Below are 25,027 nucleotides of genomic sequence, written 5' to 3' on the forward strand. Positions count from 1 at the left end.
GCGGGGCCGGCCGGGGACGGGGCCCGCGGCCCGGCGGTTCGAGGCGTGCACCCCCTCGCCTGGTGGCTCTGGGCGCTCGGCCTGGGGACCGCCGCGTCGCGTACGACCAACCCCCTGCTCCTCGGTCTGCTCATCGCGGTCGCCGGGTTCGTCGTGGCGACGCACCGGACCGACGCGCCCTGGGCCCGGTCGTACGCCGCGTTCGTGAAACTGGGGCTGGTGGTGCTGGTCGTACGGCTGGGGTTCGCGGTGGTGCTGGGGTCGCCGATCCCGGGGACGCACACCCTGTTCACGCTGCCCGAAGTGCCGCTCCCCGACTGGTCGCAGGGCATCCGGCTCGGCGGCCGGGTCACGGCGGAGGGGTTCCTGTTCGCGCTGTACGACGGGCTGCGGCTGGCCGCCCTGCTGATCTGTGTCGGCGCCGCGAACGCCCTCGCGAACCCGGCGCGGCTGCTCAAGTCGCTCCCCGGCGCCCTGTACGAGGCGGGCGTCGCGGTGGTGGTGGCGATGACGTTCGCACCGCATCTGGTGGCGGACGTCCAGCGGTTGCGGGCGGCCCGGCGGCTGCGCGGGCGGCCGGACCGGGGCGTACGGGGGCTGCTGCAGGTCGGACTGCCCGTGCTGGAGGGCGCGTTGGAGCGTTCGGTCGCGCTCGCCGCCGCGATGGACTCGCGCGGCTACGGCCGTACCGCCGACGTCCCGGCACCCGTCCGCCGTACGACCGCCGCGCTCACCCTCGGCGGGCTGCTCGGCGTCTGCGCGGGCACGTACGGGGTGTTGACGGCCGAGGGCGGCACATACGGTCTGCCCGTGCTGCTCATCGGGCTGGCCGCCGCGCTCGCCGGCCTGCGGCTGGGCGGCCGGCGCTCACCGCGCACCCGGTACCGGCCGGATGTGTGGGGCGTGCGCGGGTGGCTGGTGGCCGGGTCCGGTGTCGCCGTCGCCGCCCTGCTGATCGCCGGCGCCGCGTACGACTCCGCCGCCCTGCACCCCGCCGTCGTCCCCCTCACCTCCCCGGACCTCCCCCTCCGCCCCGCCGCCGCGATCCTGCTGGGCCTCCTCCCCGCGTTCGCCGTACCGGCCCCGCGGAGACCGGCCCGGGACGCCCGGCCACCGAAGGCGACTCCGGACGCCGGCCCACCGAAAGCGGCTCCGGACGCCGCCCCGCCCACGAAGGAACACGCGTGATCCGCTTCGAGGATGTCTCCGTGACGTACGACGGGGCGGACCGACCCACCGTCCAGGGCGTGGACTTCGAGGTCCCGGAGGGTGAACTCGTGCTGCTCGTCGGGCCGTCGGGGGTCGGCAAGTCGACGGTGCTCGGCGCGGTGAGCGGACTCGTGCCGCACTTCACCGGCGGCACCCTGCGCGGCCGGGTCACGGTGGCGGGCCGGGACACCCGCACCCACAAGCCGCGTGAACTCGCCGATGTCGTGGGCACGGTGGGGCAGGACCCGCTGTCGCACTTCGTGACGGACACCGTCGAGGACGAACTCGCCTACGGGATGGAGTCGTTGGGGCTCGCCCCGGACGTCATGCGGCGCCGGGTGGAGGAGACGCTCGACCTGCTGGGCCTCGCGGACCTCCGTGACCGGCCGATCGCCACGCTCTCCGGCGGCCAGCAGCAGCGCGTCGCGATCGGGTCCGTCCTCACCCCGCACCCGGGCGTCCTCGTCCTCGACGAACCGACCTCCGCGCTGGACCCGGCCGCCGCCGAGGAGGTCCTGGCCGTGCTCCAGCGGCTCGTCCACGACCTCGGCACGACCGTCCTCATGGCGGAGCACCGCCTGGAACGCGTCGTCCAGTACGCCGACCGGGTCGCCCTGCTCCCGGCCCCGGGCGCCCCGCCCGTCCTGGGCACCCCGGCGGAGGTGATGGCCGTCTCACCGGTCTACCCACCGGTGGTGGACCTGGGCCGCCTGGCGGGCTGGTCCCCGCTGCCCCTGACCGTCCGGGACGCCCGCCGGCGCGCGGAACCACTCCGAGAGACCCTCGCCCTCAAGGGGCGCGGGGAACTGCGCGATCAACCACGACCCACCCACACCCCGCACACGACAGAGGCCCCCGAGCTCTCCCCGGCCTCACGCTCCCTCCTCCGGCGCCTCATGACCAGGCGCACCCCCCTTCGCGCTCCCGCGCTCCCCGCCGCCCCGGCGACGGTCACGGCCCTCGACGTCCACCGCGGCCGTGTCCACGCCCTCACCCGCGTCGACCTCACCGTCACCCCCGGCGAGACGATCGCCCTCATGGGCCGCAACGGCGCCGGCAAGTCCACGCTCCTCTCCGCGCTGGTCGGCCTGGTGGCACCGGCGGCCGGTTCGGTGCGGGTGGGCGGGCTGGTCCCCCACCGGACGGCGCCCGGTGACCTCGTACGCCGGGTGGGACTCGTACCGCAGGAGCCCCGTGACCTGCTGTACACGGACACGGTCGCGGCGGAGTGCGCGGCGGCGGACCGGGACGCGGGGGCCGAGGCGGGCACGTGCCGGGCGCTCGTGTCCGGGCTGCTGCCGGGGATCGGGGACGACACGCACCCCCGCGACCTGTCGGAGGGACAGCGCCTGGCGCTCGCGCTCGCGGTCGTCCTCACGGCCCGCCCGCCGCTGCTGCTCCTCGACGAGCCGACCCGGGGTCTGGACTACGCGGCGAAGTCTCGCCTGGTCGGGACGTTGCGCGGGCTCGCCGCCGAGGGCCACGCCATCGTCCTCGCCACCCACGACGTCGAACTGGCCGCCGAGCTGGCCGACCGTGTCCTGATCCTCGCCGACGGCGAGATCGTCGCCGACGGCCCCACCGCCGAGATCGTCGTCGGCTCCCCGTCCTTCGCCCCCCAGACCACCAAGATCCTCGCTCCCCAGAAGTGGCTGACCCCGGCCCAGGTACGCCACGCGCTGCGGGCGGCCGAGGGGGAAGGGCCCGGCGGGACCGGGGCAGGAGGCCGGCAGTCATGAGCCGTCCCGTCCCCCTCTCCCCGCGTACCGTCGCCGCCCTCCTCCTCGTCGGTCTCGTCGGCGGCGCGGCCTTCGCCTGGCCGTTCTTCGCGGACCCCGGGTCCCAGGTGACGGCGCACGCGCAGGACGCGCCGTGGCTGTTCGCGGGGCTGCTCGTGCTGCTGGTCGGGGTCGTCGGGGCGACGCTCTCGGAGGCCGGGCTCGGGGCGAAGGCGGTGGCGATGCTCGGGGTGCTCGCGGCGACCGGCGCGGCCCTGCGCCCCATCGGGGCGGGTACGGCCGGCATCGAGCCGATGTTCTTCCTGATGGTGCTCAGCGGCCGGGTCCTCGGCCCCGGCTTCGGCTTCACCCTCGGCGCGGTGACCATGTTCTCGTCCGCGCTGCTGACCGGGGGCGTGGGGCCGTGGATGCCGTTCCAGATGCTGTCGATGGGCTGGTTCGCGATGGGCGCCGGGCTGCTGCCGGGCGCCCGCCGCCTGCGCGGCCCTGCCGAACTCGCCCTGCTCGCCGTCTACGGCTTCGCCGCCGCCTTCGCCTACGGCACGGTCATGAACCTCTACGGCTGGCCCTTCATCGGCACCCTCGCCTCGAACATCGCCTTCGACCCGGCCGCCGACCCGGCCACCAACCTCGCCCGTTTCGTCGCGTACTGCCTGGCCACCTCCCTCGGCTGGGACCTGGGCCGCGCGGTCGTCACCGTCGTCCTGACCCTCACGCTCGGCACCCCGGTGCTGAAGGCCCTGCGCCGGGCCACCCGCAGGGCAGCCTTCGAGAGCGCGGTCACATTCACCCCGCCCACCCGGTGACCGACGGGCGAGCCACCCTCCACCGTGCGTCACCTGAACCGTGAACCACCCCATAGGGCCCACGTCACATACGACGCGGGTTCGTAGATCGAAGAGCGTGACATGCACACGCTCTTACCACCTCCGACCTGCACAATGAGAGCCAGGTCACAGCAGGGGCCTTCGGCGCGGATACGACTACAACTAGCAAAAGGGGTCATTGCGGACGGCCGCCCCGGCTGTTTCTCTGGATGAGTCGCAACGGCGCCGACGAGCCCCCGGGCCTCGGCGCCGACGTACGCCCCCACCGCACACCTCGTGGTGAAGGCATGCCCGCGACAGCAATGTCCCCGAAGAAAAGGTGCCCCGTGACCAAGTCCGTTCTCCGCCGCATCGCCTCCCCGAAGAAGGCCCTCGCCGGTGTCACCCTGGCCGCTGCCGCGACCGGTGCCCTGCTCGCCGCCGCGCCCGCCCAGGCCGCGTCGGAGGCCTCTCAGGCCCAGGCGGTCGCGAAGAAGATGATCTCGGACTCGGCCCAGTACAAGTGCTTCTCCCACATCGTCGACCACGAGAGCGACTGGAACGTCGACGCGACGAACGCGTCCTCCGGTGCCTACGGCCTGGTCCAGGCGCTCCCCGGTTCGAAGATGGCCTCCGCCGGTTCCGACTGGAAGACCAACGCCGCCACCCAGATCAAGTGGGGCGTGGACTACATGAAGGACCGCTACGGCAGCCCCTGTGGCGCGTGGAACTTCTGGCAGGCCAACAACTGGTACTGACCAGCACGGACCGAAGGCGGCGGCCCCCGATCCCCGGGGCCGCCGTCTTCGCCGTTCCAGGCTCCCCTCCCCTGCCCCCATGCCCCCGGCCCGGATGCGCCGGCCGTGGGCGGGGCGGAGAATGGGAGGAGTCCCAAGTCCCTCCCACGCCACGCGCATCGGGAGCCGTGATGGACCGAGCCGAACTCCTGGCGGTGTTCTACGGGGAGGGCCCCGTCCCCGTGTTGTGGGCGACCGACTGCCCCGTGCACTTCGACGTATGGCTGGCCTTCGCCGGACCGCCGACACCCGCACCGGCGGCGCCCCCGTCGTCGTACCGGCAGGATCTGATCCTCGCCGTCCGGGAGGAGTACGGCGTCGAGCGGGCGCTCGAACGGCTGCGGCGGCTGCGGCTGACCGAGGCGTGCCGGCCCGTGGCGGCCGGGAGTTTCGTGGTGGCGCAGATGACGCTGGAGGAACTGGTGACGGCGCTGCTGCCGTTGACCAATCTCGCGGGGGTGGTGCGGGTGTCGCACGAACTCGCCGTCGAGAGCGGGACGGAGGGCATCGAGAAGGCCCTCCAGGGGCACATCCGGGCCCCGGCGACCAGCGAGATCCACGACAACATGCAGCGCCGCCAGGAACGCGGGCGGCATCTGACCTGGTTCCTCAATCTGCTGCACCGGGTCATGGCGGACGCCGGCCCTGACCGCCGGGACGCGCGGGAGGTGACCGCCGCGCTCGTGCGGATGCTGGCCGACGCCGTGCCGGACGCGTCCCCGGTGCGCGGCGCCCACAGCCAGGTCGGGCAGGTCGTCGACCGGCGGCAGAAGTATCCGGTCGTCTCGGTGACGACGAACCGCCGGGCGTCCCGCGCGGTCGTACGGTCCCGGCGGACCATCAAGGCCGACGCCGCCGAGCAGGTGTTCTCGGTGGACACCGCCTCCATCGGCTGGGCCGTGGTCGACAGCGGCATCGACGCGCGGCACTCGGCGTTCCACGAGTGGGACACCACCGTCTCTCCGCCACGCAGACTGGAGTCGCGGATCGCCCGTTCCTTCGACTTCACCTGCGTACGGGCGAAGCTCCCCGACGACGCGCTGGTCAACGGGCTGGTGAACTGGTCGGCCGCCCTGCCGTCCGTCGAGAACGACCCGGCCCCCGGCCCGCCCGCGCCGGGACGGCCGGACCCGTATGTGCCGCCCGGCGACCAGCACGGTACGCACATCGCCGGGATCATCGGCGGATGGTGGCCGGAGCTGGAGTTCCGGGGCATCTGTCCGCGGATCCGGCTGTACGACTTCCGGGTGCTGAACGACGACGGCGAGGGCGACGAGTTCTCCATCGTCACCGCGCTCCAGGCGGTCCGGCACATCAACGAGCAGGCCGGGCGGTTCGTCATCGCCGGGGTCAACCTCAGTCTGTCGGTGCCGCACGACGTCGCCACCCACTCCACCGGGTGGACCCCGGTGTGCGTCGAGTGCGACCGGCTGACACGGTCGGGGGTGGTGGTCGTCACGGCGGCCGGGAACGCCGGGTTCAGCGGGGCCGTCCGCACCCTGGGCACCGGCTACCACGACATCAGCATCTCCGATCCCGGCAACGCGGAGTCGGTCATCACCGTCGGCTCCACCCACCGCAGCAATCCGCACCGCCACGGCGTCAGTCACTTCTCCAGCCGCGGCCCCACCGGCGACGGCCGGCCCAAGCCCGATCTGGTGGCGCCGGGCGAGGACATCGACGGTCCGATACCCGGCGAGGGCATCGCCGCCATGCACGGCACCAGCCAGGCGGCGGCCCATGTCAGCGGGGCGGCGGCCATGCTGCTGGCCCGCTACCGCGAGTTGCTCGGGCGCCCCGAGCGCGTGAAGGAGATCCTCTGCGCGACGGCGACCGACCTCGCCCGTGAACGCGACTTCCAGGGCCATGGGCTCGTCGATGTGCTGCGCGCCATGCAGTCCGTGTGACACGGCCCGTACGGCACGGTCCGTACGGCGGTTGTCCGTACGGCGATGGTCCGTACGACGGCCGGGCGACGGACCGGCCGGACGACGGACCCGCCGGGCGCTCGACCCGCCGGCCCGGTGAGGCAGGCGACCATGCTGACCTTCGATTTCCTCGACGCCCGCCACGGCGACTGCTTCCTGGTCCGCTGGGACGCGGAGGAACCCCGGGGCCGCCCGGCGCACGACGAGCGCGTCATGCTCGTCGACGGCGGGCCCGCCGGGGTCTACCGGGCCTCCCTGCAGGGCCGGTTGCACCGGCTCACCGGCGGGGACGACGGCTCGCCGCCGAACGGCACCCCGCCCCACCTCGACGTCGTCTGCCTCTCCCACGTCGACGACGACCACGCCGGCGGTCTCGTCCGGCTCTTCAAGGACATGCGGCGGGCCGAGCAGGACGGGGAGGACCCGCCGTACGACGTGGACGCCCTGTGGTTCAACTCCGTGGAGGAACTCGTCGAGCAGCGGGCCCCGGGGCTGAGCGCGTCCGTCCACCCGCTCCTGGAAGCCGCGGCTGCCTCCGACGCGGCGGTCACCGCCAGCTACAACCAGGGCCGGGACATCCGCGACGCGGCCGCCGCCCTGCGGCTGGACGGCAACTCCCCCTTCGCCGGCCCTCTCACCGAGGGTGCCGGGACGACCCTGCACGACCTGGACGTCACGGTCGTCGCACCGGACGAGGGCGCCCTCGCCGAGTTGGAGGAGAAGTGGCGCGAGGCGAGGCGGCGCCGTGACCCGGAGGTCATCTCGGCGGCGTACGCGGACAGTTCGGTGCAGAACCTGTCCAGCATCGTGCTGCTCCTGCGGCACGGGGACGGCACCGCGCTGCTCACCGGCGACGCCCGGGGCGACCACGTCCTCGCCGGACTGTCCGCCCTCGATCTGCTCGACGACGACGCCCCGCTCCACCTCGACCTGCTGAAGCTCCCGCACCACGGCAGCGACCGCAATGTGGAGCCCGGCTTCTTCGAGCGGGTCCGGGCCGACCACTACGTCATCTCGGCCGACGGCGTACGCCACCACCACCCGGGCGAGGACACCCTGCGCTGGCTGGTCGAGTCCCGAGCCCCCGAGGACGAGTACGTCGTCCATCTCACCAACCACATCCCCTTCGCCGAGGAGGCGCTGGCCGGACTGCGCGCGGACCGTGCCTTCGAGGTCGACGTCAGAGGACCCGCCGACCAGGCGCTCGTCATCACGATCGGAGACCGGCCATGACCAGGTCACGGCATGCGGAGGACACCTTCACCCGGCCCGGCCCGCCCGACGCGCGGGACGGCGCCCGGGACGACGCACGGGACGGCGTACGGCCGGACGCCCCGCTCTGGGCCGTGGACTCCCCCGCCCTCGGGACGGGCCTCACCACCCGCCCCTGCGGCGACCCCCTCCGCCCGGCCCACCCGCCGGCCGCCGACGGCACGCCGGTCGCCCTCGCCCTCTCCGGCGGCGGCTTCCGCGCCACACTCTCCGCGCTGGGCTTCGTCCGGCTGCTGGCCGACACCGGACTGCTCCCCCGGCTGCGCTACTCCTCCTCCGTGTCCGGCGGCTCGATCGCCAACGCCTGTCTCGCCACCGCCTGGCCGGCCCTGCGCGAGCGGGACTTCACCCCGGCGGCGGTGGACGACCTCGTGATCGCCCCCGTCGTCGACCGGGTCCGCGCCCACTCCCTCAAGCGGGCGCTCCTGCGGGACATCTGGCGCACCCTCGGCCCCACCACCCGCACCGACCTGCTGGCCCGCCGCCTCGACGACTGGTTCCTCGGGGGAACCGAACTGGAGGACCTGGACCCGCAGGTTCGCTGGATCGTCAACGCCGCCAACCTGACCACCGGCGTCCGCTTCACCTTCGAACGCGATGTGTACGGCGACTACTCGACCGGTCTCGCCCGCACCGCGGGTACCGGCCTGCGGCTCAGCCGCGCGGTCTCGGCGTCGGCGGCGGTGCCCGGCGCCTTCCCGCCCGTGGTCCTCGACAGCGCGCCCTTCCCCTGTGCCACCCACCGGCCCGCCCTCCTGGACGGCGGCACCTACGACAACACCGGTCTGGAGGCCCTGGACAGCGACAACTACCGCCATACGTTCCTGTGCGCCCTCAACGCCGGGGGCCTGCTCCGCCCCGGTCTGTACGGCCGTGTCCCGGTGATCCGCGATCTGGCGCGGGCCAACTCCCTCCTCTACCGCCAGAGCACCGCGCTGCGCACCCGGGCCACGATCGAACGCTTCCGGCGCGGCGCGGCCCTCGGTCCGGTCGGTGAACTCCCGCCCGGCGCCCGCCGGGGCATCCTGGTGCAGCTCTCCACCGAGTTCCCGCTCGCGGACCCGCCGCTGGCCCGCTGGCGGGCGACCTTCCCCGAACACCGCACCCACGACGGCCGTGATCTGGCCCTGGTCCCCACCGTCTTCGACCGCCTCGCCCCGTCCCTCTGCCGCGCCCTCGTCCACCGGGGCTGGTGGCTCGGTGGCGCCGGCCTGGCCGCCTACCACCCTCAGCTCCTCCCCCCGGACCTGGCGGGCATGGTCCCACCGGACATCTGACCGGCACCGGTCGCCGTCGGCGACCGGTGGGGAACGGCTCGCCGGGCAGGGGGAGCCCGGCCGGGTCGCCTACAGCCGCTGGATGATCGTCCCGGTCGCCAGCCCGCCGCCCGCGCACATCGTCACCAGGGCGAACTCCTTGTCGGTGCGCTCCAGTTCGTGCAGGGCGGAGGTGATGAGCCGGGCTCCCGTCGCGCCCACCGGGTGGCCGAGGGCGATGGCGCCGCCGTTGACGTTGACCTTCGTCAGGTCCTGGTCGAAGACCTGCGCCCAGCTGAGCACCACGGACGCGAAGGCCTCGTTGATCTCGACCAGGTCGATGTCGCGCAGCGACATCCCGGCCTTGCCCAGCACCGCCTTGGTGGCGTCGATCGGCCCGTCGAGGTGGAAGTGCGGGTCGGAACCGACCAGCGCCTGGGCGACGATCCGCGCGCGTGGCCGCAGCTTCAGCGCCCGCGCCATCCGCTTGGACGCCCACATGATCGCCGCCGCGCCGTCGCTGATCTGGGAGGAGTTGCCCGCCGTGTGGACGGCCGTCGGCATGATCGGCTTCAGCCGGGCCAGCGCCTCCATGGAGGTGTCGCGCAGCCCCTCGTCGTGGTCGACGAGCCGCCACATGCCCTGCCCGGCACCCTGTTCCGCCTCGGTGGTCGGCACCTGGACGGCGAAGGTCTCCTTCTTGAACCGCTCCTCGGCCCACGCGGCGGCGGCCCGCTCCTGCGAGAGCAGCCCCAGCGCGTCCACGTTCTCCCGGGTGAGGCCCCGGTGCCGGGCGATCCGCTCCGCCGCCTCGAACTGGTTGGGCAGATCGACGTTCCACTCCTCCGGGAACGGCTTGCCCGGCCCGTGCTTGGAGCCCGACCCGAGCGGCACCCGGGACATGGCCTCGACTCCGCAGCTGATGCCGACGTCGATGACCCCGGCGGCGACCATGTTGGCCACCATGTGCGAGGCCTGCTGCGAGGAGCCGCACTGGCAGTCCACGGTCGTGGCGGCCGTCTCGTACGGCAGGCCCATGGTCAGCCAGGCCGTGCGCGCGGGGTTCATGGACTGCTCGCCGGCGTGGGTCACCGTGCCGCCGACGATCTGCTCGACGCAGTCGGCGGGGATGCCGGTACGGCCGAGGAGTTCACGGTAGGTCTCGCCCAGGAGGTAGGCGGGGTGCAGATTGGCGAGCGCGCCGCCGCGCCTGCCGATGGGGGTGCGTACGGCTTCGACGATCACGGGTTCCGCGGCCATGGGAATCCTCTCAACGGTGACCCGCGCGGCGCGGGGCGTCCCGGCCCGACCCGCCACGCAGAACTAGTACGCGTTCTAGTTCTCTTCAGCAGTCTGCTGAGCCCGCCTCCGGGACCGCAAGGGGCGTGCGGCAATTGAAAAGCCGACCGAAAGCCCCGTACCCCTTGCTTGTTCTAGAACCCGTTACTACGGTCACCGCAATTCTCTCCATCTGATGCTCCGTCAGGAGTCGCCGATGCCCTGTCCAGCGCTGCCCGACGGGTTCGACTTCACCGACCCGGACCTGCTGCACCACCGTGTCCCCCTCCCGGAGTTCGCCGCACTGCGCCGTACGGAACCGGTCCACTGGATCCCGCAGGCACCCGGCATCGCGGGCTTCGCGGACGAGGGCTACTGGGCCGTCACCCGGCACGCGGACGTCAAGTACGTGTCCACGCACCCCGAGTTGTTCTCCTCCACCGTCAACACCGCGATCATCCGCTTCAACGAGCACATCGAGCGCGACGCGATCGACGCACAGCGGCTGATCCTGCTGAACATGGACCCACCGGAGCACACCCGGGTCCGGCAGATCGTGCAGCGGGTGTTCACCCCGAGGGCGATCCGCGCGCTGGAGGACAACCTGCGCCACCGCGCCCTGACCATCGCGCGCCAGGCCGTCGCCCACCCCGGCCCCTTCGACTTCGTCACCGAGGTCGCCTGCGAACTGCCCCTGCAGGCCATCGCCGAGCTGATCGGCATCCCGCAGGACGACCGTATCCGGATCTTCGAGTGGTCGAACCGGATGATCTCGTACGACGACCCGGAGTACGCGATCACCGAGGAGGTCGGCCAGCAGTCGGCGATGGAGCTGATCGCCTACGCCATGAACATGGCCGCCGACCGCAAGCAGTGCCCGGCGAAGGACATCGTCACCACGCTGGTCGCCGCCGAGGACGAGGGCAACCTCACCTCCGACGAGTTCGGCTTCTTCGTGCTGATGCTGGCGGTCGCCGGCAACGAGACGACCCGCAACGCCATCACCCACGGGATGCACGCCTTCCTCACCCACCCCGACCAGTGGGACCTCTACAAGCGGGAGCGCCCGGCGACCGCCGCCGAGGAGATCGTGCGCTGGGCCGCCCCGGTCAACTCCTTCCAGCGCACCGCCACCCAGGACGTGGAGCTCGGCGGCAAGCTCATCCGGAAGGGCGACCGCGTCGGCATCTTCTACGCCTCCGCCAACCACGACCCGGACGTCTTCGAGAACCCCGACTCCTTCGACATCACCCGCGACCCCAACCCCCACCTCGGCTTCGGCGGCGGAGGCCCGCACTTCTGCCTCGGCAAGTCCCTGGCGGTCCTGGAGATCGACCTGATCTTCAACGCGATCGCCGACGCGATGCCGGGGCTGCGGCTGGCCGGTGAGCCGAGCCGGTTGCGCTCCGCCTGGATCAACGGGGTGAAGCACCTTCAGGTGACCACCGGCTGAGCCACCCACCACCCCGTACTCGGGCCGACGGCCTCCCGGCGCCGTCGGCCCGTTCCGTCGCGGGCGGGAGCCGCACCCCTACGCCCCGCCCCTGCCTCCGTCGTCCCCGTCCGCTCCCGCGCCGTGGCGCCGGGCGGCCGTCGCGAGTCCGTCCGCCGTCGGTGGCCGCTCGCGCGGCTCCCCGCGCTCCTGGCGGGGCGCGGTGGTGCGCGGCCCGGTCAGGAGGTACGTCAGACCGAAGCCCGCGCCCACGACCGCCGCGCCCCCCACCGCGTCCAGGACCCAGTGGTTGCCGGTCGCGACGATCGCCAGGACCGTGAAGAAGGGGTGGAGCAGGCCGAGGACCTTCATCCACACCCGGGGGGCGACGATCGCGATGGTGAGGCCGCACCACAGGGACCAGCCGAAGTGGAGGGAGGGCATCGCCGCGTACTGGTTGGTGAGTTCGGTGAGCTTGCCGTAGTCCGGCCGGGAGAAGTCCTGGACGCCGTTGACGGTGTCGACGATGCCGAGGCCGGGCATCAGGCGCGGCGGCGCCAGCGGGTAGAGGAAGAAGCCGACGAGCGCGAGGAGCGTGGTGAGGCCGATGGCCGTGCGGGCCCAGCGGTAGTCGGCGGGGCGGCGCCAGTAGAGCAGGCCGAGGACGGTCAGCGGGACCACGAAGTGGAACGAGGTGTAGTAGAAGTCGAAGAAGCTCCGCAGCCAGCCGATCCCGACGACCGTGTGGTTGACCCAGTGCTCGATGTCGAGGAACAGGGCCTTCTCGACGGCGAGGATCTGCCCGGCGTGCTCCTCGGCGGCGGCCCGGCTGCCGGTGGCCTCCAGCCGGGTGCGCTGGTAGACGGCGTACGTGACCCGGATCAGCAGCAGTTCGAGGAGCAGGTTCGGACGGGTCGTCACCCGGCGCAGCAGCGGGGCCCAGCTGAAGCGGGTCTCCGCCTTCGGGGCGTACGCGGTGGGGATCGGCGCCCGGTAGTACTCCGAGGTGCGGGAGAGGAACGGCACGACGAGCGCGGCGGCGAGCGCGGCCAGCAGGACGACGTTGTCACGCACCGGGTGCAGGAGGCCCGCGTTCGGCACCATCATCTTCGCGGGCAGCGTCATCACCAGGACGACGGCGACCGGCCAGACGTACCGCGACGAGGCCTTCGTACCGACCCGGCCGACGACCGCGAGCAGCACCCACAGCAGCTGGTGCTTCCAGGAGGTGGGCGAGACGGCGACCGCCACACAGCCGGTGAGCGCGACGGCGAGCAGCAGCTGTCCGTCGCGGGCGTAGCGGATGGCCCGCCGCATGCCGAGGACGGCGACGGCGGCGGCCAGCGTGAAGAAGACGGCGATCTCCAGCGGGCCTTCGAGGCCGAGCCGGAGCAGCGCGCCGTGCAGCGACTGGTTGGCGAGATCGTCCGCCCGTCCGCCGAGACCGACGCCGGCGAGGTGGTGCACCCAGTAGGTGTACGAGTCGTGCGGCATCGCGGCCCAGGCCAGTGCGGTGGCCCCGGCGAAGGTGGTCCCGGTGCTCGCGGCGGCCCGCCTGCGCCCGGTGAACCACAGCAGCGGCACGAACAGCAGCACGGTCGGCTGGAAGGCCGCGGCGAGCCCGATGCAGGCCCCGCTGAGGCGCTCCCCCCGGACCGCGAAGCAGCCCGCGAGGACGAGCAGGACGGGGATGATGCTGGTCTGGCCCAGGTACAGCGTGTTGCGCACGGGCAGCGACAGCATCAGCAGGGTGACGGCGACCGGGGCCGCGAGAAGGGCCGTACGGCGTGTCACCGGCTGGGGCAGGGCGCGGGCGGCGACCAGGCCGAGGGCGACGACCAGCAGGAGGGTGCCGAAGGTCCAGCCCCAGCCCAGCGCCTGTTCGGCCGTCCGGGTGAGGGGCTTGAGGACGAGGCCGCCGAACGGGGTCCCGGTGAACTGTGTCGAGTCGTAGAGCGAGCCGTTCACGTGCAGGACTCCGCTGGGCCCGACCCAGGTCTCCAGATCCGTCAGCCGGTCGCCCCTGGGCGTGCCGAGCACGACCGCTATCTGCCGCACCGCCAGGATGCCGGCGAACAGCCACAGCAGGGCCCGGACGGTCCCCAGTCTCGCCGCCGTCGCTCCCCTGCCCACGGCGCCGCCCGGTCCGCTCTGCTCCGTCGCCACGCGCTGTCGTCCTCCCGCCCCGTCGACGTCCCCTACGAGAAGGCTCGCACCGTCCCGGTCGTGAGACGCGGGCAACCCCCTCTTCACCCGGGAGTCGCCGCTGTTTTGTCCGGATGACGATAGTGCGCGGACGGCCGCCCGCGCCCTCGACGGCACGACGGGGTCACAGATGCACATCACAGGTGCAGTTGTGACAGGCCACTGACAAACACCTGGAACCATGGCCGTCGGCACGTTTGCACGGCGGGAAGGCACGGGGGATGAGGGGTTCGGTACGGGGGCGCGTGCGCCCGGCGGATCGGGTGCGCGAAGGGCGCGGGGCGCGCGGACGACTGCTGGTGGTCGTCCTCGCTCTGCTGGGGCTTCAACTGGCCTCGTTCGTGGCACCGGCGTACGCCTGCGGCTGCGGCGCGATGGTCCCGGGCGACCAGCGGAGCATGTATGTGAACCGTGAGGCGTCCGTGGTGCGCTGGGACGGCCGCGAGGAACAGATCGTGATGAGCCTGACGGTCTCGGGGGACGCCCGTACGGCCGCCTGGATCATGCCGGTGCCGAACCGGGCGACGGTGCGGCTGGGCGACGCGGCCCTCTTCGACCGGCTCGCCGAGGAGACCGCGCCGGTGTACGAGAAGCGCGAGTACTACTGGCCGCGTTCGCACGACTGGCCGTTCGACATGTTCGAGAGCGACGGCATGGCGGGCGACGCGGCGCCCGGGGGCCCGCGGCCCCCGGTGGACGTCGTCGGCCGCGAGCGGCTCGGCCCGTTCGACGTGGCCCGGCTGACCGCCACCGATTCCGGCGCCCTCGGCGACTGGCTGGACGACAACGGCTTCGCGCTCCCGGACCGGCTGGACGCGGCGCTGGAGCCGTACGTCCGGCTGAAGTGGGAGTACGTGGCGATCCGGCTGGCCCCGGCCCCGGACACGGAGGAGGCCGAGGGCACGGGGGCGACCGAGGGCACGGGGGCGACCGAGGGCACGGGGAGCGCCGGCGGCGCCGGCGACGTACCGCTCTCCGGCACCCTGGACCCCCTCCACCTCACCTTCGCCAGCGACGAGCTCGTCTATCCGATGCGGCTGTCCCGGCTGGCCACCACTCCGCAGGCCCTCGGCCTGTACGTCCTCGCCGAGCACCGGATGGAGCCGGCTTCCGCGATCGGCGGGGACGAGCCGGAGGTGACGTTCGCCGGACGGCTCGGCGCACCCGGCGGCGCGCTCGGCGAACTCACCGCGGGCGGCACGGACTTCCTGACCGCCGTCGAGCAGAGCTTCCCGCAGCCGGAACGGATCTCCGGCGATCACACGCTGCGGCGGGCCGCGGCCGACGACCCCTATCGAAAGGTCATCCACGTGGACGAGATGCAGACCCTGTGGGGCATGCCCGAGTGGCTGGTGTGGTTCGGCATCGGCATGGCCGCGCTGGTGATCAAGGCGGTGGCCGTCGCGATCGTGCTCATGCGCAACGCGAAGCGGCAACTGCCGCCCGTGCCCCCGCCGGGCGCGGCCTTCATGCCGCCGGGGGCGTACCCGCCGGGAGCACCATGGGGACCGGGAGCGCCGGGGGCGCCGGGGACTCCGGGAGCACAGGTGACTCCGGAAGCCCTGGCAGCGCCGTCGCCCCCGGTGGACCCGAAGTCCGGTCCGCAGGACCGCGACACATCCGGGAACCGCTGACAGAGGCCCCGCCCCGCGCCTATATTCATTAGCACACCTACTTAGCTGCTCTAATGAACAAGGCGCGGGAGGCACATCCACATGAGCGAGTCGCGGACCTGGGACGACGTCGACGCCTACTTCACCACCCAGCTCGCCCCGAACGACGAGGCCCTGGAGGCGGCACTGCGGGAGAACGCGGCGGCCGGGCTCCCGGCCATCGACGTCGCCGCCAACCAGGGCAAGTTCCTGCAGCTCCTCGCCCAGATCCAGGGCGCCCGCCGCATCCTGGAGGTCGGCACCCTGGGCGGCTACAGCACCATCTGGCTGGCCCGGGCGCTGCCCGCCGACGGCCGGCTGATCTCCCTGGAGTACAGCGCCCGGCACGCGGAGGTCGCCCGCCGCAACCTCGCGCACGCCGGGCTCGACGGCCTCGTGGAGGTACGCGTCGGCCCGGCCCTGGAGTCGCTGCCCAAGCTGGCCGACGAGAACCCCGAGCCCTTCGACCTGGTCTTCGTCGACGCGGACAAGGCCAACAACCCGCACTACGTGGAGTGGGCCCTGCGGCTCACCCGGGCCGGCAGCGTCCTCGTCGTCGACAACGTCGTCCGCGGCGGCCGGGTCGCCGACGCCGGCACCACCGAGCCCGACGTCGTCGGCACCCGAACGGCCCTCGAACTCATCGCCTCCCACCCGAAGTTGAGCGGCACGGCGATCCAGACGGTGGGCACCAAGGGGTACGACGGCTTCGCCCTGGCCCGGGTCCTGGACTGACCGCGCCGCCCGCCGACGCGGCTCCCGTCAGGCCTCGTGGTAGAAGCCCACGTTGACGCTGCGGGGGCTCGTGCGGTCGTAGATGACCAGTTCACCGGAGCCGCCGTGCGGGAGCTTCGCGGTGCCGCCGTACGGCAGCGGTGAGGGCTGGTGGCCCAGCAGGGTCAGCCGCACCTCGGAGGAGGGGTCGGCGTGCGAGCCGCGCAGCCAGGTGACCTGCCAGCTCCCGTCCGGGGCGCACAGGAACTCCAGGTGCACCCGGGAGACGAAGAGCCAGTCGTCGGGTGTCGCGAGCCGGCACACCGCCCGATCGCGGCCCACCCGGAGCACGCCGCCCGGCTCGCTGGGCGCGTCGGCCATCTGCATGCCGGCCGTCGCCCCGGCGTCCGCCTCGGAGACCGAGGCCATGGTGAGTTCGAGCACGTACCGCTCCTAACGGGTCAAACTCCAATTGTCGCTGCGCACGGCACGTTTGGCACGCCGCCGCCGCATGATAAATCGCCGGATCGTCCTGTTGTGCGGGCTCCGGCACAATGGACCCATGACCGAGCGAAAGCCCCCCGGTGTCAGCTTCGAGTCCTTCGTCGACAAACAGATCCGCGACGCGGAGGCGCGCGGCGACTTCAAGACCCTCCCCGGCGTCGGCCGCCCACTGGAGGGCGACGACTCCACCTACGACGAACTCTGGTGGATCAAACGGAAGATGGCCCGCGAAGGCCTCTCCGTCCTACCCCCCGCCCTGGCCCTGCGCAAGGAGGCGGAGGACGCCCTCACCACCGCCGCCGACGCCCCGTCCGAACACGCGGTCCGCAAGATCATCACCGAAATCAACACCAAGATCCGCACCATGATGTACCGCCCCCCACCGGGCCCACCGCTCGGCCTCAAGCCGTACGACGTCGAAGAGATCGTACGGCGGTGGCGGGAGGGGCGGGAGGGACCGGAGCGTCAGGAGGGCTGACCGACGACGGCCTCGCACAGGCGCCGCACCGCCCGTCCACGCGGCAGACGACACAGGAGACCGCGCCCCGGGGTACGACCCGGGGCGCGGTCTCGTCCAGAAGTGTCGAGCGCGGTGTCAGAGCCGCAGCAGGCGTTCCGTCAGCTCGCGGTAGTCGCGCAGGGCGAGGCGGAGCTGTTCGGTGTCGGTGGGGGTGGCGCGGTCGTCGTCGGTGGGGTGCCAGGCGGCGCGGAGGGTGCGGCGGCGGCGGGCCAGTACGTCGGTGAGGTGGGCGGTGGCCTCTTCGAGGACGTGGTCGGCCTCCTCGACCGCCGACCGGGGCTCGTCGACGAAGCCGCCGACCGCGTGGTGCAGCCGTGCCGTCAGCTTGTCGGACTCGTCGTGGGACAGGAGCGACGATCCGGATCCGGAGGGGGCGCCGCCCCTCCCGGGGGCCTTCACATGGTCCTCCCGGGCCACCGGGCCGGGGCCCGTGTCGGTTCCGGGTGCCCTCGTGCGGGCGCCGGGGACCGCGGTCCGGTCCCCCGTGCGGGCCGCCCTGGCGTCCTCGCCGGGCACCACCGCGGCATGGGTGCCCGTGGCGCCCGCGGCGGTCGTGGTGTCCGGTGGTGTCGCGCCGCCCTCGGCCTTCCTCCCGTCCCGCCGCGCGTCGGCCTCCCGCGGCTCACGCGGACCGTGTCCGCGGATGCCCTCGCCCCTCGTCATGTCGTCGGTCATCCCCCTCAACTCCCTTTCGCGTGGCGCCTGGTGAGCGCCCATGGCAGATGGGACCGGTGGCGGCCGTCGGCGGCCGTACCGTCACGGTGGGCCGGGACCTCGCGCCCGGCGGTGCCGTCGCGGTCCGCCCGCGCGTCCCGGCGGTCCGCGGTCACCAGGTCCTCGAACAGGGCGCGGGCCTCGACCATGGCCTCGCGCATCTCCTCGGTACCGGCACCGGGGACGGTGCCGTTGCCGTTGCCCGCGCCGCCCCGGCCGTCGTCGCCGGTGGTGTGTGCCGCGAGGTGCACCCGGCGGTAGCCGTGCACATGGTGGGCGTGGTGGACGGAGAGCGCCTCCAACTGGGTCTCGTACCGGCCGTCGTCCGGGAAGCCGCGTGCTCCGGCCACCTCGGCGAGCAGCCGGTCCGCCTCGGCGACCGCCTCACGGGGCGAGTCGACGAAGCGTTCCTGGGCGGCGGCCCAGCGGGACTCGTACCGTTCGCGCTCCGCGCTCGGCAGGGGCCGCTTCTCCAGCGAGCCGTGCCGCTTCACCCGCTCCGCGAGTTCCCGGGCGGCGGCCCGCTCGTCGCCGTCATGGCGGGTCACGGTCCGGTCGTACTCGGGTCCGAAGCGCCGCTTCAGCGAGCCGCCGCCGGCCGCGCCGCCACGGGCGCGCTGGGTCAGGACGGCCGCGACAACGACCACGGCCGCCACGATCACGATCAAAGCGATGATCAAGCCTGTGGACATGAATGCCTTCCAGAGTCCTCGGCCCGGGGCGCCTCACCCCCTCGGCCGTTTGGCACCGGGTTGCCCGAACCCGTTCGTTCAAACGGCAAGCGCGTGGGGCGAGGACGAAGAGAGACGAAGAGAACGGGAAGGAGAGCGGGAAGGAGAGCGGCAAGGAGAGCGGCGGCGTAAATCGTTTGCGGGGCGCCCGCCCCCGCTCCCGACAATGACCGCCATGAACCACACCTGGTCCGTGGCCGCCGAGCCCCACGACTCCCCCGTCGCCGTCGCGCTCTGGCGGGCGTACTACACGGAGGTCAGCGACCGCTGGTATCTGCTGCACGAGGGGCGTGCCACGGACCCGGCCGAGCTGGAGCGGGAGGTCGCGGCGGACACCGGGGAGTATCTGGCGCCGCCCGGCGGGGTGTTGCTGGTGGCGCGGTACGGCGGCGAGCCGGTCGGTACGGCGGGGGTGCGGCTGCTGGACTCCGCGACGGCCGAGCTGAAGCGGGTGTTCCTGCTGGCGCGGGCGCGCGGCAGGGGCGGCGCCGGGCCCCTGGTGACGGCCGCCGAGGACGCGGCCCGCGCGCTCGGTGCCGAGCGGATCGTCCTCGACACCCGCGAGGACCTGGTCGAGGCCCGCGCCCTGTACGCCCGGCTCGGCTACGAGGAGAGCGCCCCGCACAACGACCACGCGTACGCGGACCACTGGTTCACGAAGAAGCTGACGTAGACGTGGGGGCGGTGGGCGGCTGGGTCGGCGGGGTCCGAGGGGTGTCGGAGGCCAGCGGGGTCGTCGGCAGGCGCCTGATCGCGCCCTCGGCGTGCGGGCGTTCCGCGTCCGAGCCGCACAGCTCGGCGTTGAGTTCCCCGACGAGGCGGACGAGGTCGGTGGGGCGGTCGGGGCCCCACCAGTCGCCGAGGAGTTCGGCGAGGGAGTCCTCGCGGGCCTGGGCGAGCCGGTCGGCGGCCCGGTGGCCGCTGTCGGTGAGGACGAGGTCGATACCGTCACGGCGGGCGAGGCCCCGCTCCTCGACCTGCCGGGTCGCGGCCATGATCACATCGAGCGGGACGGCGCTGCGCTCGGCGAGGACGGCGGGTTCGGCCCAGCCGTACCGCCGGATGCGCAGCAGCAGCCAGCTCGCGGCGGGCAGCAGGTCGTAGCCGGCCCGCGCGGTGATCTTCCGGTAGATCTCGCGGCGGCCCTCCCGGGACCCGAGCACCGACAGCGCCCGGCACACCTCGTCGTACGACGACCGCTCGACCGGGTTGCTGGCGAGTGTCTCGGTGGCGTCGGGCGCCGTCACGGAGGCCCGCAGCCGGTCCTCGCGCAGGAACCAGGCGAGGACGAAGCCGAGGAGGGCGACCGGGGCCGCGTAGACGAAGACGTCGGTGATGGAGGAGGCGTACGCGTCGAGGACGGAGGGGCGCAGCGCGGCCGGGAGTTCGGCGATCTCCCGCGGGTCGGACTTCAGTCCCTCCACGGTGACGCCGGACGGGAGCCGGGTCCCGTCGAGGGCGTCGGTGAGCTTGTCGCCGAGGTGCCCGGCGAAGACCGTGCCGAAGACGGCCACGCCGAACGAGGCGCCGATGGACCGGAAGAAGGTCGCGCCGGAGGTGGCGACGCCGAGATCCTCGTAGGAGACGGCGTTCTGCACGACGAGGACGAGGACCTGCATGACGAGGCCGAGCCCGGTTCCGAAGACGAAGAGGTAGGCGCTCATCTCGCCGTCGCCGCTGTCCGCGTCGAGCTGGTGCAGGAGCAGCAGGCCCAGCGTGGTGACGCCGGTACCGGCGAGGGGGAACACCTTCCAGCGGCCGGTACGGCTGACGATCTGCCCGGAGACCGTCGAGGCGAGCAGCAGCCCGAACACCATCGGCAGCATGTGCACACCGGACATGGTCGGTGAGACACCGTGCACGACCTGGAGGAACGTCGGCAGATAGGTCATCGCGCCGAACATCGCGAAGCCGACGACGAAGCTGATCACGGCGGAGAGGGTGAAGGTGCGGACCCGGAACAGCTTGAGGGGCAGCACGGGTTCGGCGGCCCGCCGCTCGACGGCCACGAAGACGGCGACGAGCAGCGCGGCCAGCACGCAGAGGCCGATGATCTGCGGTGAGTTCCAGTCCCAGGTGGTGCCGCCGAGGGAGGCGACCAGCACCAGACAGGTGGCCACGGAGGCGATGAGGAAGGTGCCGAGGTAGTCGATGACATGCCGTTCGGCCTTGCGCGGGATGTGCAGCACGGCGGCGATGACGAGCAACGCGACCGCGCCGACGGGCAGGTTGACGTAGAACACCCAGCGCCAGCTCAGATGCTCGGTGAACAGCCCGCCGAGCAGCGGCCCGAGCACGCTCGTCGCTCCGAAGACCGCGCCGAACAGTCCCTGGTAGCGCCCGCGTTCGCGCGGTGGCACGAGATCGCCGACGATCGCCATCGACAGCACCATCAACCCGCCGCCGCCGAGCCCCTGCAGGGCCCGGAACGCGATCAGCTGGGGCATGTCCTGCGCCGCGCCGCACAGCGCCGACCCGATGAGAAAAATCACGATCGCCGTCTGGAACAGCCGCTTCCGGCCGTACTGGTCGCCGAGTTTCCCCCACAGCGGGGTCGCCGCCGTGGCGGCCAGCATGTACGCCGTGACGACCCACGACAGGTGCTCCAGTCCGCCGAGATCGCTCACGATCGTCGGCAGCGCCGTCGACACGATCGTCTGGTCGAGCGCCGCCAGCAGCATCCCGAGGAGCAGGGCCCCGATGGAGACCAGCACCCCGCCGGGCACCCCCTCCGGAGTGGGAACGCCATGGCCACGGGCCCCGGGCGGGGGTGTACGGCCGACGGCGGCAGCGGCGCCGCCGGCGGTGTTCGCGGGCTCGTCGCCACCACCGCCGGCGGCACGGCCGGTGCGGTGCTCGGCGTCGTGGCCGGTGTCGTCGGTCATCGGACCTCCCGAGGGCCGGGGGCCTCGTACGGCGCCCTCGGTCTCCTCTTCCTCTCCCTGTTGCCCGTCCTCTTCCTCCATGTCCATCCCATCGTGGTCGGTGTGACCGGTTATGGCCTGTCGAACCATTGCCGAGGCGTTCCGGAACCCTGGATTCCCGGGGCGCCTGGGAGATTCTGTGGGGACCGTTTGCTTAAACTCTGGAGTCTTCGCGGGGAGGAACGACACGTGAGTGAACCGACCAGTCACATATGCCCGGAATGCTCCACACCCAGGGCCTCGGACGGCACGCCGTCCTGCGTGTGCGGCCGCCGCGCGTCCGAGGCCCTTCTCGAAGCGCGTACGGCCGAGGCGGCGGCCGCGGAGGACTTCGACCCCCTCCGGATACGCCCGTACGTGGAGCTGGGCCACGAGAACCAGGGACGCCCCGGCGGCCCGCCGCACCCCACGGCCCCCGGCGGCGACACACCGGGCCCCGACCAGGCCTCGACGATCGCCCTGCCGGTGACCACGGCGGCGCCCGGGACAGCGGCCACGACGGCTCTGACGCCCCTGACGCCCCCGACGACCGCGCTCCCGACGACGGCCGCGACCGGGCCGGACCCGGCGAGCGGGCGGACGTTCGGCCGAAGGGGCGGGAGGCCCGGGTGGGCCCGGGACCCCGGCGGCAGCGGGTCACGGTCGGCGGGGCGGGCCGCGTCGACGGCCACCGCCCGCCGGCGGCGCCGCCGTGCGGGACTCGTCATCGCCCTCGCCGGGACCGCCGCCACCGCGGTGATGGCCGCCGCCGGATTCGCGAGCGGACTGTTCTCGTACAACGCCCCGGAGCGGGACCGGGCGCTCCCGGACGATCTGCGGGCGAGCGTGCCGGACACCTCGCCCGACGGGGCGGCTTCGCCGGTGGAACCGTCCGCGAAGGGCGGCGGCGAGGCACCCGCACCGGTGCCGCCGGACGGCGGTGCCGCGTCGCCGAGCCCCTCGCGGACCGCGTCCTCCTCCCCTTCGCCCACGGAGCCGTCCGGATCGCCCTCGGCTTCCGCCTCGGCGAGCCCGTCGCCGAGCGCGCCGAGCGCCTCCGCCTCCACCGGCTCGTCGGCGGCCGGCGCGGACGAGTCGAACAACAGCCGGCTGGTGGTCCCCAAGACCCTCCGCCTCGGCGACGACGACCCCGAGGTCACCGAACTCCAGCTCCGGCTGCGCCAGTTGGGCTTCTACGACGGCGACATCGACCAGAACTTCGACAGCCGGGTCGAACAGGCCGTCCTCGACTACCAGGACGACCGCGGCATCACCAAGGGCATGGACGAGCCGGGCGTCTACGGCCTGATCACCCGGGAGCGCCTGGAGTCCGAGACGAAGGAGCCGTGAGCGACGGGGCCGATCGCCGCGGAGGGGGATCGGCCGGCGCGGACGGGGGTCGGCCGGCGCCCCTTCGTCCCGGGTGATGCAGGATGAGGCCATGAGCATCGTCAAGATCAACGTCCTCACGGTCCCTGTCGAGCAGCGCGAGGTACTGGAGAAGCGGTTCGCCTCGCGTGCCGGGGTGGTCGAGAACTCCGACGGGTTCGAGTGGTTCGAGCTGCTGCGCCCCGTCGAGGGCACCGACGACTATCTCGTCTACACCCGCTGGCGCGACGAGGCCGCCTTCCAGGCGTGGATGGAGGGCCCCATGAAGCAGGCCCACCAGGGCGGCGGCGAACGCCCCAAGCCGGCCGCCACCGACTCGACCGTCTGGTCCTTCGAGGTCCTCCAGCAGACGGGCCCGAAGACCGGGGCCTGACGCCCCGCTCTCCCCGCCCCACCGCCCCCGCCGCCCAGCGGGGGCGGACTCATGTCCGGGCGCCCCTCCCTCACATGAGTACCCACCTTTTTGTGGGTACTTGGCGGGCGGACGGCACCGGGAGACCCTTGTGGTGAGGGAGCGGCCGACGTGCCGCACGACACCTACCAGGGACGGAAGACGAGGATGAGGACAAGGACGAGGACGGCGATGCCGCTGATGTGACGCATGTGACGCATATGGCGCATCTTCAGGAGACCGGGCGGGTGAGGCGGTTGCCGTCGGTCTCGGTGAGCGTCTCCAGCCGCCGATGCCCCCAGTCCGACAACGGCCCCAGCGCCTCGGAGAGTTCGCGGCCGAACGGGGTCAGGGAGTACACGGTCTTCAGCGGCAGCACATCGTGCACCTCCCGGTGCACGAGCCCGTCGGTCTCCATCTCGCGGAGCGCCTGGGTCAGCACCTTCTCGGTGAGTCCCGGCAGCAGCCGGCGCAGCTCACCCGGGCGGTGCGGACCGGACTCCAGCAGCCACAGCAGCGACGTCTTCCATTTCCCCTCGATCACGGCGATCGCCGCGGTCACCCCGCACACGTTCGGGTCCTGGGCACGTCCGCGCCTCATCCCCGCTCCCCCTTCACCCCGTTCGCCGTCGTCACGAATCGACGGACGGACCAGTCAACTTCCCACAGGAGTCACCGAGTCATGCCCGTACACACCGCACAGCCCAAGGCCCCCACCGTCACCGTACTCGGCCTGGGCCCGATGGGCCGGGCCCTGGCCGGCGCCTTTCTGGACGCCGGTCTGCGCACCACCGTCTGGAACCGTACGCCGGGCCGCGACGGGGAGCTGGCCGCGCGCGGCGCGGTCGGCGCCGGGTCGGCCGAGGAGGCGGTGGCCGCGAGCGCGCTGACCGTCGTCTGCGTGGTCAACTACGACGCCTCGGACGCGGTGTTGCGCACTCCGGCGGTCGCCGGGGCGCTCAAGGGCCGCACGGTGGTCAATCTGACCGCCGACACCCCGGACCGCGCCCGCTCCACCGCCGCCTGGGCGGCCGAGCACGGCGTGGAGTACCTGGACGGGGCGATCATGACGCCGACCCCGACCATCGGCACCCCGGACGGCGTCTTCCTCTACAGCGGCCCGGCGGACCTGTACCGCGCCCACCGGCCCGTACTGGACGCGCTGAACGGCGCCCACACCCATCTCGGCGAGGAGATCGGCCGGGCGGCGACGTACGACATCGCGCTGCTCGACCTCTTCTGGACCTCGATCGCCGGCTATACGCACGCGCTGGCGCTGGCCCGGGCGGAGGGGGTCGGCGCGGTGGAGCTGACACCGTTCGCCCAGGGGATCGCCGCGATCCTTCCCGCGCTCTTCGAGGAGGGTGCGAAGGAGGTGGACAGCGGCCGCCACTCCGGCGAGGGCAACCCGCTCACCTCGGCCCTGTCGACCATGACCCACGTCGTCCAGGTCTCCGAGTCCCACGGCATCGACGCGAGCGTCATGCGCTCCGCCGAGGGCTTCGTCCGCCGCGCCATCGCACAGGGCCACGGCTCCGACGGCTTCACCCGGCTGACGGAGGTGCTCGGCCGCCGGTGAGGGGCCGC

At 73.0% G+C, this 25,027-nt stretch carries 22 protein-coding genes; 15 read left to right on the plus strand and 7 right to left on the minus strand.

Annotation, left to right across the window (positions count from 1 at the left end):
• The first annotated feature begins 45 nt into the window (after positions 1 to 45).
• The 7 genes from J8M51_RS17385 (at position 46) to J8M51_RS17415 (ending at position 9,028) form a co-directional block, all read left to right on the plus strand.
• A complete protein-coding gene (locus J8M51_RS17385) occupies positions 46 to 1,188 on the plus strand; it encodes an energy-coupling factor transporter transmembrane component T (protein ID WP_267299267.1) in 1,143 nt (380 codons plus the stop codon).
• Positions 1,185 to 2,948, plus strand: coding sequence for an ABC transporter ATP-binding protein (locus tag J8M51_RS17390; protein WP_086758869.1), 1,764 nt, complete (start codon positions 1,185 to 1,187; stop codon positions 2,946 to 2,948). The genes J8M51_RS17385 and J8M51_RS17390 overlap by 4 nt, the downstream gene beginning before the upstream one ends.
• Entirely contained in the window at positions 2,945 to 3,754 is an 810-nt protein-coding gene (locus J8M51_RS17395) for an ECF transporter S component (protein WP_086758870.1), read from the plus strand. Before J8M51_RS17390 ends, J8M51_RS17395 begins: the two co-directional genes overlap by 4 nt.
• Positions 3,755 to 4,077: 323 nt before the next feature.
• On the plus strand, positions 4,078 to 4,512 hold the full coding sequence (locus tag J8M51_RS17400) for an aggregation-promoting factor C-terminal-like domain-containing protein (protein WP_455568177.1): 435 nt from the start codon (positions 4,078 to 4,080) through the stop codon (positions 4,510 to 4,512).
• 170 nt (positions 4,513 to 4,682) lie between these two features.
• Positions 4,683 to 6,458, plus strand: a complete 1,776-nt coding sequence (locus tag J8M51_RS17405) for a S8 family serine peptidase (protein WP_086758874.1) — start codon at positions 4,683 to 4,685, stop codon at positions 6,456 to 6,458.
• A 132-nt stretch (positions 6,459 to 6,590) separates the two neighbouring features.
• Entirely contained in the window at positions 6,591 to 7,712 is a 1,122-nt protein-coding gene (locus tag J8M51_RS17410; protein ID WP_216591589.1) for a ComEC/Rec2 family competence protein, read from the plus strand.
• A complete protein-coding gene (locus J8M51_RS17415) occupies positions 7,709 to 9,028 on the plus strand; it encodes a patatin-like phospholipase family protein (protein WP_267299268.1) in 1,320 nt (439 codons plus the stop codon). Before J8M51_RS17410 ends, J8M51_RS17415 begins: the two co-directional genes overlap by 4 nt.
• 69 nt (positions 9,029 to 9,097) lie before the next feature.
• On the opposite strand, the gene J8M51_RS17420 is transcribed toward J8M51_RS17415, so the two are convergent.
• Positions 9,098 to 10,267, minus strand: coding sequence for a steroid 3-ketoacyl-CoA thiolase (locus tag J8M51_RS17420; protein ID WP_086760786.1), 1,170 nt, complete (start codon positions 10,265 to 10,267; stop codon positions 9,098 to 9,100).
• Positions 10,268 to 10,502: 235 nt separating this feature from the next.
• On the opposite strand from J8M51_RS17420, the gene J8M51_RS17425 reads away from it, so the two are divergent.
• The gene (locus J8M51_RS17425) at positions 10,503 to 11,738 is read left to right on the plus strand and encodes a cytochrome P450 (protein ID WP_086760784.1); all 1,236 of its coding nucleotides are present in this window, start codon (positions 10,503 to 10,505) and stop codon (positions 11,736 to 11,738) included.
• Between the two features lie 78 nt (positions 11,739 to 11,816).
• Here J8M51_RS17425 and J8M51_RS17430 read toward each other — a convergent pair whose 3' ends face one another.
• Positions 11,817 to 13,883, minus strand: a complete 2,067-nt coding sequence (locus J8M51_RS17430) for a bifunctional glycosyltransferase 87/phosphatase PAP2 family protein (RefSeq protein ID WP_179203348.1) — start codon at positions 13,881 to 13,883, stop codon at positions 11,817 to 11,819.
• Positions 13,884 to 14,143: 260 nt separating this feature from the next.
• Here J8M51_RS17430 and J8M51_RS17435 point away from each other — a divergent pair, with 260 nt between their 5' ends.
• Together J8M51_RS17435 and J8M51_RS17440 are read left to right on the plus strand one after the other, a co-directional pair.
• Positions 14,144 to 15,556 carry a DUF2330 domain-containing protein gene (locus J8M51_RS17435; protein ID WP_086760780.1) on the plus strand — a complete coding sequence of 471 codons (1,413 nt, stop codon included), beginning with the start codon at positions 14,144 to 14,146 and terminating at the stop codon, positions 15,554 to 15,556.
• Between the two features lie 81 nt (positions 15,557 to 15,637).
• The gene (locus J8M51_RS17440) at positions 15,638 to 16,309 is read left to right on the plus strand and encodes an O-methyltransferase (protein WP_086760778.1); all 672 of its coding nucleotides are present in this window, start codon (positions 15,638 to 15,640) and stop codon (positions 16,307 to 16,309) included.
• A gap of 27 nt (positions 16,310 to 16,336) precedes the next feature.
• Here the strand turns inward: J8M51_RS17440 and J8M51_RS17445 are convergent, their stop codons facing one another.
• Positions 16,337 to 16,732 carry an FHA domain-containing protein gene (locus J8M51_RS17445; protein ID WP_086760776.1) on the minus strand — a complete coding sequence of 132 codons (396 nt, stop codon included), beginning with the start codon at positions 16,730 to 16,732 and terminating at the stop codon, positions 16,337 to 16,339.
• A gap of 118 nt (positions 16,733 to 16,850) precedes the next feature.
• Between J8M51_RS17445 and J8M51_RS17450 the strand changes: the two genes are divergently transcribed.
• The gene (locus tag J8M51_RS17450) at positions 16,851 to 17,270 is read left to right on the plus strand and encodes a DnaJ family domain-containing protein (RefSeq protein WP_086760774.1); all 420 of its coding nucleotides are present in this window, start codon (positions 16,851 to 16,853) and stop codon (positions 17,268 to 17,270) included.
• Positions 17,271 to 17,387: 117 nt separating this feature from the next.
• Here J8M51_RS17450 and J8M51_RS17455 read toward each other — a convergent pair whose 3' ends face one another.
• On the minus strand, positions 17,388 to 17,987 hold the full coding sequence (locus J8M51_RS17455) for a hypothetical protein (RefSeq protein WP_086760773.1): 600 nt from the start codon (positions 17,985 to 17,987) through the stop codon (positions 17,388 to 17,390).
• A 5-nt stretch (positions 17,988 to 17,992) separates the two neighbouring features.
• Positions 17,993 to 18,718 (minus strand): hypothetical protein, encoded by a 726-nt coding sequence (locus tag J8M51_RS17460; protein WP_086760771.1) that lies wholly within the window; start codon positions 18,716 to 18,718, stop codon positions 17,993 to 17,995.
• A gap of 214 nt (positions 18,719 to 18,932) precedes the next feature.
• Here J8M51_RS17460 and J8M51_RS17465 point away from each other — a divergent pair, with 214 nt between their 5' ends.
• Complete coding sequence (locus J8M51_RS17465) at positions 18,933 to 19,430, plus strand: GNAT family N-acetyltransferase (RefSeq protein WP_256965919.1); 498 nt, start codon at positions 18,933 to 18,935, stop codon at positions 19,428 to 19,430.
• On the opposite strand, the gene J8M51_RS17470 is transcribed toward J8M51_RS17465, so the two are convergent.
• On the minus strand, positions 19,411 to 21,642 hold the full coding sequence (locus tag J8M51_RS17470; protein WP_267299269.1) for an MDR family MFS transporter: 2,232 nt from the start codon (positions 21,640 to 21,642) through the stop codon (positions 19,411 to 19,413). The two genes, J8M51_RS17465 and J8M51_RS17470, sit on opposite strands and share 20 nt — an antisense overlap.
• A 228-nt stretch (positions 21,643 to 21,870) precedes the next feature.
• Here J8M51_RS17470 and J8M51_RS17475 point away from each other — a divergent pair, with 228 nt between their 5' ends.
• Positions 21,871 to 23,010, plus strand: coding sequence for a peptidoglycan-binding domain-containing protein (locus J8M51_RS17475; protein ID WP_267299270.1), 1,140 nt, complete (start codon positions 21,871 to 21,873; stop codon positions 23,008 to 23,010).
• Positions 23,011 to 23,101: 91 nt separating this feature from the next.
• The gene (locus J8M51_RS17480) at positions 23,102 to 23,422 is read left to right on the plus strand and encodes an antibiotic biosynthesis monooxygenase family protein (RefSeq protein WP_086764993.1); all 321 of its coding nucleotides are present in this window, start codon (positions 23,102 to 23,104) and stop codon (positions 23,420 to 23,422) included.
• Between the two features lie 250 nt (positions 23,423 to 23,672).
• Here J8M51_RS17480 and J8M51_RS17485 read toward each other — a convergent pair whose 3' ends face one another.
• Positions 23,673 to 24,041: a winged helix-turn-helix transcriptional regulator gene (locus tag J8M51_RS17485; RefSeq protein ID WP_267299271.1), complete on the minus strand. Its 369-nt coding sequence runs from the start codon at positions 24,039 to 24,041 to the stop codon at positions 23,673 to 23,675.
• Positions 24,042 to 24,122: 81 nt separating this feature from the next.
• Between J8M51_RS17485 and J8M51_RS17490 the strand changes: the two genes are divergently transcribed.
• Positions 24,123 to 25,019 carry an NAD(P)-dependent oxidoreductase gene (locus J8M51_RS17490; RefSeq protein WP_086757076.1) on the plus strand — a complete coding sequence of 299 codons (897 nt, stop codon included), beginning with the start codon at positions 24,123 to 24,125 and terminating at the stop codon, positions 25,017 to 25,019.
• The last annotated feature ends 8 nt before the right edge of the window (positions 25,020 to 25,027 follow it).

This window comes from Streptomyces griseiscabiei (genome assembly GCF_020010925.1).
Lineage (GTDB): Bacteria > Actinomycetota > Actinomycetes > Streptomycetales > Streptomycetaceae > Streptomyces > Streptomyces griseiscabiei.